A 7,259-nucleotide genomic window follows, 5' to 3' on the forward strand; every position below is an offset into this window, starting at 1 on the left:
GCCGGGCGAGGAGCGCCCGGTTGAGCGCCCGCCGGTCCAGTACCTCCGCGTCTCCCGTCGCCACTGACCGGAATCCTTTCCTCAGGTGTTCCTCGGCCTGCCCGGGGATTCGGCCCCGCCCGGTCACGAGAGACGACAGGACCCCCGGCGCTGGATTCGCCGGGGGTCCTGCCGTGTGCGCTTTCGGCCCGTCGGATCAGACGCGTGACGCGCCGACCTCCACACCGTGTTCGGCGGCGAGGCGGCGCAGGTCATCGAGCTCGGCCTGCTCAACCTCGGCGAGGAAGTCGTCGCCCTCGTCACGAGCCCGCGACAGGTCGGACTCGGTCGCCCTTATGCGCTGCAGAAGTCCTGCGGTGAATGCGTCCATGCTGCGCCCCCTCGTCCTGGGTCGTGGGTCGGTGGCACGGGGGTGTGCCCATTCTGGGAGGGGCGATCACGTCTCTCGCAGGTGCCCAGCGCTGCCCTGCCGGGCGGCGACGGTGCCGGACACCCACGCCCGCTCTGCAGAAGCGGAGGGCGAAGTACCGCATGGTGTTGCGGCACATGCAGAGCGTGATCGCGGGGTGTAAAGCCGTCCTCCCCCCGCTCCCTTCCACGGAAACCTAACCGGAGGAGAAAATCTCGCATTCCCGTGCCGACGCCCGGATCCCCGCGGTCCGCCCCCCGCCTTACAGCCGACTTATGGCCGAAAAGGGCAGGATGGGGGTCACCATCCCACGGACACCCCTGCCCGCAGGCGCTCACAGCGCGCTACGCGAGTGGACACAGGAAGGACAAGCGACGTGCGCGTACTCGTCGTCGAGGACGAGCAGCTGCTCGCCGATGCGGTGGCCACCGGACTGCGCCGGGAGGCCATGGCCGTCGACGTCGTGTACGACGGTGCGGCCGCCCTGGAGCGCATCGGCGTCAACGACTACGACGTGGTCGTCCTCGACCGCGACCTCCCGCTCGTGCACGGCGACGACGTCTGCCGCAAGATCGTGGAGCTGGGCATGGCCACGCGCGTGCTCATGCTCACCGCGTCCGGCGACGTCAGCGACCGGGTCGAGGGCCTCGAGATCGGCGCCGACGACTATCTGCCCAAGCCGTTCGCGTTCAGTGAGCTGATCGCGCGCGTGCGCGCCCTGGGACGCCGCACGAGCGTGCCCCTGCCGCCGGTCCTGGAGCGCGCCGGCATCAAGCTCGACCCCAACCGCCGAGAGGTCTTCCGCGACGGCAAGGAGGTCCAGCTCGCGCCCAAGGAGTTCGCCGTGCTGGAGGTGCTGATGCGCAGCGAGGGCGCCGTCGTCTCGGCCGAGCAGCTGCTGGAGAAGGCCTGGGACGAGAACACCGACCCGTTCACCAACGTGGTGCGCGTGACGGTCATGACGCTGCGCCGCAAGCTCGGCGAGCCGCCCGTCATCGTCACCGTGCCCGGCTCCGGCTACCGGATCTGATCCACCGTGGCCTCGACACCCGCGCCGCCCCAGGCGCCCCCGAAACCCACCTGGGACCCCCGGCGGCCGCAGCCCCCGTTCCCATGGCTGCGCCCGACCATCCGGATACGGCTCACGCTGCTCTACGGCGGCATGTTCCTGATCGCCGGCATCCTGCTGCTGTCGATCATCTACCTGCTGGCCGCACAGGCGATCAGCACCGGCAACCAGCCGCTGTTCAAGATCGTCAGCTTTACGCAGGGTGCTCAGCTGAAGATCACCAGTGACAACTGCCCCGTGATCAGCAACCCGGCCAACCTGTCGCTGCCGGACTTCAACGACGCGATCAGCCACTGCGTGGACCAGCGTCGCCAGACGGCCCTGGACGACCTGCTCAGCCGCTCGCTGCTGGCGCTGCTGGGCCTGGCCGTGATCGCCTTCGCGTTCGGCTACGCGATGGCGGGCCGCGTGCTGTCCCCGCTCGGCCGGATCACCCGCACCGCCCGCCAGGTGGCCGGTTCCGACCTGTCCCGGCGGATCGAGCTGGACGGACCGGACGACGAGCTGAAGGAGCTGGCGGACACCTTCGACGACATGCTGGAGCGGCTGCAGCGCGCCTTCACGGCCCAGCAGCGCTTCGTCGGCAACGCCTCCCACGAGCTGCGCACACCACTCGCGATCAACCGCACGCTCCTGGAAGTGCACCTGTCCGATCCGAACGCGCCGGTGGAGCTGCAGCAGCTCGGCAAGACGCTGCTGGCCACCAACGAGCGCAGCGAGCAGCTGGTGGAGGGCCTGCTGCTGCTCGCCCGCAGCGACAACCAGATCGTCGAGCGCAAACCGGTCGATCTGGCCGAGGTCGCGACCCAGGCCGTCGACCAGGTGCACGCCGAGGCGGAGGCCAAGGGCGTGAAGATCCGCGGCGAGCGCAAACCGGCCGTGGTGCAGGGCAACGGCGTGCTGCTGGAGCGGATCGCGCTGAACCTCGTGCAGAACGCCGTACGCTACAACGTGGCCGAGAACGGCTGGGTCGAGGTCACAACGGAGGTGGAGCACGGGCAGGCGGTGCTGACCGTCTCGAACACCGGGCCGGTCGTGCCTGCGTACGAGGTGGACAACCTCTTCGAGCCCTTCAGGCGGCTGCGCACGGAGCGCACGGGCAGTGACAAGGGCGTGGGCCTCGGCCTGTCCATCGTCCGGTCCGTGGCCCGCGCGCACGGCGGCCACATCGCGGCGCAGCCCCGCGAGGGCGGAGGATTGGTGATGCGCGTCACCCTGCCGCTGTGACGAAGATCCGACACGCACGGAGGATTTTTGCTTTGCGCGGAATTTTCCGGTCGCCCGGAATGGTTGATCCTGTGTGATCGATCACATGGGCGGATTTCCGGCCATGTACTCTCCGTGATCATGACAGGAGTCGTAAAGCCGGTAAAATCCGGGTTTTCAGGGCTCTTGATCACGGGAAGTACACGGTGAGGCGCCTTTGAGGTGCGACATTCGAACCGTGTACGGTCCTCAGCGCCATCCAAGCCGATCACTCTTGAGGTGCCGGGTTGGGTGTCGATTGAGTAACAGACCTTGATGTGAGGCAAAATCTCCGCCTCAGGTCGGGCACAAGTCCGGCCTCTCACGCGTTACGTGCGCTGGAGACACCGCAGACACCCAGAGGGGGAGAGCGACATGGCAACCGATTACGACACTCCACGCAAGACCGACGACGACGTCGACTCGGACAGCCTGGAAGAGCTGAAGGCTCGCCGGAACGACAAGTCCACCTCCGCGGTGGACGTCGACGAGTTCGAAGCCGCAGAGGGCCTCGAACTGCCGGGCGCCGACCTCAGCAACGAGGAACTGGCCGTCCGTGTGCTGCCGAAGCAGCAGGACGAGTTCACATGCATGAGCTGCTTCCTGGTGCACCACCGCAGCCAGCTGGCCCGGGAGAAGAACGGTCAGCCGATCTGCCGCGACTGCGACTGAGGACGGGTCGGCCGTGACTGGCTCGACCCCTCCACGGAAGCGCCGCTTCTCTGTGCCGGGAGCGGACAAAGGGCCGTCCAGCGGCCCGCACGGCGCGCGTGACGGCGAGCGGGGCTCATCCGGTACGGGAGCCTCGCTCGAACCGGCGTCCGGCGGCCTGCCGGCGCCGGCGCAGCAGGCCGCGCCCGTCGCACGGCGACGGGCCGCGGTGATCCGTGACAAGGCCCGGCATCTGGCCCGGGAAGGCGTCCGTAGGGGCGGCAGCCGCGCTCGGGCGGGGCTGGCCTACCTCGCGGACCGGATCATCGAGATCGCCCCGCGTATCCCCGTACGCGACCTCGCGACGCTGCGCAGGCAGTTCCCGGGCCTCGGGCCCGAGCAGCTCGCCGACAAGCTCGTGGCGGGCGCGGCCGGCGCGACCTCGACGGTCGGCGCCGGGGTCGGGGCTGCGGCGATGCTGCCGGTGCCGCCGGCCATGCCGACGGAGCTGGCTGCGGAGATCACCGGGGTCGCCACGATCGAGCTGAAGCTCATCGCCGAACTGCACGAGGTCTACGGCCTGCGGCCGCCGGGGAATCTCGTGGCCCGCAGCACCGCGTATCTGTCCTCCTGGTCGGGGGAGCGCGGGATCGACGTGATGAAGCCGTCGACGGTCAACACGGCCCTGGGCGGCCAGATGAAGCGCGAGCTGCGTCAGCAGATCATGAAGCGGATGGTCCGGGATCTGCCCAACCTCATGCCGTTCATGGTGGGCGCGGCCGTGGGCGCGGTCATGAACCGCCGCGACACGAAGAGACTCGCGGCACGGGTCCGCGCGGACCTGCGGAAGATCCAGGTGCCGTGGGACGAGCTGCCGGAGCTGCCGCCCTTGGAGAAGCCGGCGGACGCGCTGAAGCTGGGCGAGCTCTCCGAGGAGCTGGAGACGGGCGAGCTGCCCGAGGAACGGTGGGACTGAGTCCGCCGACGTCCCCGGGAGAAGCGTTGCACGACGCCCCCGGGAGAAGCGTTCTACGCCTGCTGGTCCTTGGCCGCCTCGATGGCCGCCACCAGACGCTCCGGCTCGCGGGTCGACAGGTACAGGTACGGCGTCGGGTCCTCCGGGTCGGTGACCTCGACGCGCAGGGCCGTGGGGATGTAGGAGCGCAGCAGCAGGAAGGCGCGGGTGTCGGCCTTGTACGTGCGCCAGGCCCGGGCCTCCTCCGCGTCCAGGATCTCGGACGTGCCGAGCGCCGACACCGGGATCTTCGCCTCGCCGGCGATCAGCGAGTCGCCCACCACGCGGATGCGCAGGGAGCCGTAGGCGCTCGCGACCACCGCGGCCGCGGCCGTGCCGCCCACCAGGCCCCCGAGCAGTGGCAGGGTGCCGAAGGGGAGCAGGATCAGGGCGAACGAGACGCCCACGAGGAAGCTGATCAGCCACCACGAGCGGGGGGCGGTGAGGCGTTCTTCGTAGGGGGTGGCGGAGAGCTGCATGGGGCAAGCTTGGCACGGTGTCGGGATTCGGCCGACGCGCGGGTAAGGTCTGCGGCTGTGAGTGGTAGTTCCGCAGCTCTTCAGCCTCCCGCCGACGCCGTGACACCGGTGCGGCACCCCGATGCCCCCGCGCCCGGCGAGCTTCTCGGCGCCCACTACGAACAGTGTTTCGGTTGTGGCCGGGAGCAGTCGCACGGGCTGCATCTGGAGGCCCGCGCCGGCGAGGGTGTCGCCCTGACAGCCGAGTTCACCGTGCAGCCCGCCCACCAGGGCGCCCCGGGCCTCGCGCACGGCGGAGTGCTGGCCACCGCTCTCGACGAGACCCTGGGCTCGCTGAACTGGCTGCTGCGGACCATCGCCGTCACCGGGCGGCTGGAGACCGACTTCGTGCGGCCGGTCCCGGTGGGCACCACGCTGTACCTGGAGGCCGAGGTCACGGCCGTCGCCGGGCGGAAGATCTACTCCACGGCCACCGGGCGCATAGGCGGCCCCGGCGGACCCGTCGCCGTCCGCGCCGACGCCCTGTTCATCGAGGTGAAGGTCGACCACTTCATCGACCACGGCCGCAAGGAGGAGATCCAGGCCGCGATGAGCGACCCGGACCAGATCCGGCGCACCCGTGCCTTCGAGGTGAACCCGTGACCCCCGGCAGCCCCGCGCACCCCGCCGACCGGCCTGTGAGCCCCGACGACAGCCCCGTGAGCACCGAAAGCCCCGTGAACACCGACGACCTCGTACGCCCCGAGCGCAGCCCGGCCCCCGTGCGCCGGGATCCCCTGAACGTGCTGATCCGCCGCGTCGATCCGGACGTACCGCTTCCGGCGTACGAGCACCCGGGGGACGCCGGCGCCGATCTGCGCACCACCGAGGCCCGTGAGCTGAAGCCCGGTGAGCGGGCGGTGCTGCCCACGGGAGTGTCGATCGCTCTCCCGGAGGGGTACGCGGCCTTCGTGCACCCCCGTTCCGGCCTTGCCGCCCGCTGCGGTGTCGCGCTCGTGAATGCCCCGGGGACGGTTGATGCCGGGTACCGTGGGGAGATCAAGGTGATCGTGGTGAATCTCGACCCGCGCGAGGCTGTGCGGTTCGAGCGCTTCGACCGGATTGCCCAACTGGTCGTCCAGCAGGTCGAGAGGGTCCGCTTCCAGGAGGTCGCGGAACTTCCCGGCTCGGCACGGGCCGAGGGGGGCTTCGGGTCCACCGGCGGTCATGCCTCGGTGGGCGGCGAAAGCGGCTCAAACGGTCCGGCCGCCATGGGCGGCGGGGCGGGTGGGAATCGATACGCTTCGGTCGTATCCGACCGGGAAGGACAGTGACGTGTTCGGACGTCGCAACAAGAAGGGTGCCGCCGAGGACGCGGCCGGCGAGGCCGAGCAGGTCGTCGACAGCGTCGACACCGAGGCGGACGAGGAAGAGGCCGAGCGCGAGCGCGTCCGGCTGGAGCCCGGGCCCCGGCCCGACGGGCCGTGGGACAGCGCCGAGGTGCGTGACCCGGCCGAGGGGCGTGTCGACCTCGGCGGTCTTTTCGTGCCGGGCGTGGAGGGCATGGAGCTGCGGGTCGAGGTCGCCGGTGACGCGATCGTGGCGGCGACCGTGGTGCTGCGCGACAGCGCCGTTCAGCTGCAGGCCTTCGCCGCGCCCAAGCGCGAGGGCATCTGGGGCGAGGTCCGCGAGGAGATCGCGGGCGGCATCACCCAGCAGGGCGGCATCGTCGACGAGGTCGAGGGCCCGCTGGGCTGGGAGCTGCGTGCCCAGGTGCCGGTGCAGCTGCCGGACGGCACCGGTGGCTTCCAGGTCGTGCGGTTCGTCGGTGTGGACGGTCCGCGCTGGTTCCTGCGCGGTGTGATCTCCGGCCAGGGTGCGGTGCAGCCGCAGGCGGCCGGTCTGCTGGAGCAGATCTTCCGGGACACGGTCGTGGTCCGCGGTGAGGGCCCGATGGCGCCTCGCGACCCGATCGTCCTGAAGCTGCCCGACGACGCCCAGATGATGCCCGAAGGTGTCCAGCAGGAGGAGGGCTCGCGCTTCTCCGGCGGCATGGGCCAGCTGCAGCGCGGACCGGAGATCACCGAGGTCCGCTGAGCACGCCGCTCGACAGAGCAGTTCAAGGGCCGTACCCCTTCCGGGGTGCGGCCCTTTCGCATGCGCGACCCCTTGACCGGCGATTGGTCTGTACCTATTGTCTCCGGTCAACGCCTGCGTTCGTGAAGGCGCTCAACGATCACGTACAAGAACGGAGTCGCTGGGCGCCACACCGACCTTCCGGCCGCGCCCCCGACCCGGAACAACCGCCCGGCGGGCAGCAGCAACCTCTTCGTCGCCCGGGAGACGCTCACCCACGGTGACAACCCCGCCCGAAGCGTTGATCGGCGGGGCGCCCCGCGGCGAGCGTGGCGC

At 70.4% G+C, this 7,259-nt stretch carries 9 protein-coding genes; 7 read left to right on the forward strand and 2 right to left on the reverse strand.

The genetic code is table 11. From position 1 onward, the window contains the following. Positions 1-196: 196 nt before the first annotated feature. The gene (locus AB0H32_RS45195) at positions 197-370 is read right to left on the reverse strand and encodes a hypothetical protein (protein ID WP_186581674.1); all 174 of its coding nucleotides are present in this window, start codon (positions 368-370) and stop codon (positions 197-199) included. A gap of 415 nt (positions 371-785) precedes the next feature. Between AB0H32_RS45195 and AB0H32_RS45200 the strand changes: the two genes are divergently transcribed. The 4 genes from AB0H32_RS45200 (at position 786) to AB0H32_RS45215 (ending at position 4,350) form a co-directional block, all read left to right on the forward strand. Further along, positions 786-1,439, forward strand: coding sequence for a response regulator transcription factor (locus AB0H32_RS45200; protein ID WP_130438183.1), 654 nt, complete (start codon positions 786-788; stop codon positions 1,437-1,439). A 6-nt stretch (positions 1,440-1,445) separates the two neighbouring features. Further along, positions 1,446-2,705: a HAMP domain-containing sensor histidine kinase gene (locus tag AB0H32_RS45205; RefSeq protein WP_361134542.1), complete on the forward strand. Its 1,260-nt coding sequence runs from the start codon at positions 1,446-1,448 to the stop codon at positions 2,703-2,705. A 393-nt stretch (positions 2,706-3,098) separates the two neighbouring features. After that, positions 3,099-3,395, forward strand: coding sequence for a DUF4193 domain-containing protein (locus AB0H32_RS45210; RefSeq protein ID WP_005481602.1), 297 nt, complete (start codon positions 3,099-3,101; stop codon positions 3,393-3,395). A gap of 13 nt (positions 3,396-3,408) precedes the next feature. After that, a complete protein-coding gene (locus AB0H32_RS45215) occupies positions 3,409-4,350 on the forward strand; it encodes a hypothetical protein (protein WP_361134545.1) in 942 nt (313 codons plus the stop codon). A 53-nt stretch (positions 4,351-4,403) separates the two neighbouring features. Here AB0H32_RS45215 and AB0H32_RS45220 read toward each other — a convergent pair whose 3' ends face one another. Then, the gene (locus tag AB0H32_RS45220; protein ID WP_361134548.1) at positions 4,404-4,868 is read right to left on the reverse strand and encodes a DUF3093 domain-containing protein; all 465 of its coding nucleotides are present in this window, start codon (positions 4,866-4,868) and stop codon (positions 4,404-4,406) included. 57 nt (positions 4,869-4,925) lie between these two features. Between AB0H32_RS45220 and AB0H32_RS45225 the strand changes: the two genes are divergently transcribed. From AB0H32_RS45225 to AB0H32_RS45235, 3 genes are all read left to right on the forward strand, one after another. Next, a complete protein-coding gene (locus AB0H32_RS45225; RefSeq protein ID WP_361134551.1) occupies positions 4,926-5,510 on the forward strand; it encodes a PaaI family thioesterase in 585 nt (194 codons plus the stop codon). Between the two features lie 119 nt (positions 5,511-5,629). Further along, positions 5,630-6,181 (forward strand): dUTP diphosphatase, encoded by a 552-nt coding sequence (dut, locus tag AB0H32_RS45230; protein ID WP_361134557.1) that lies wholly within the window; start codon positions 5,630-5,632, stop codon positions 6,179-6,181. A 1-nt stretch (position 6,182) separates the two neighbouring features. Next, complete coding sequence (locus AB0H32_RS45235; RefSeq protein ID WP_361134554.1) at positions 6,183-6,944, forward strand: DUF3710 domain-containing protein; 762 nt, start codon at positions 6,183-6,185, stop codon at positions 6,942-6,944. Positions 6,945-7,259 lie beyond the last annotated feature (315 nt).

The sequence above is a fragment of the Streptomyces sp. NPDC020362 genome (assembly GCF_040642095.1).
In the GTDB taxonomy this organism is placed as follows: Bacteria; Actinomycetota; Actinomycetes; order Streptomycetales; family Streptomycetaceae; genus Streptomyces.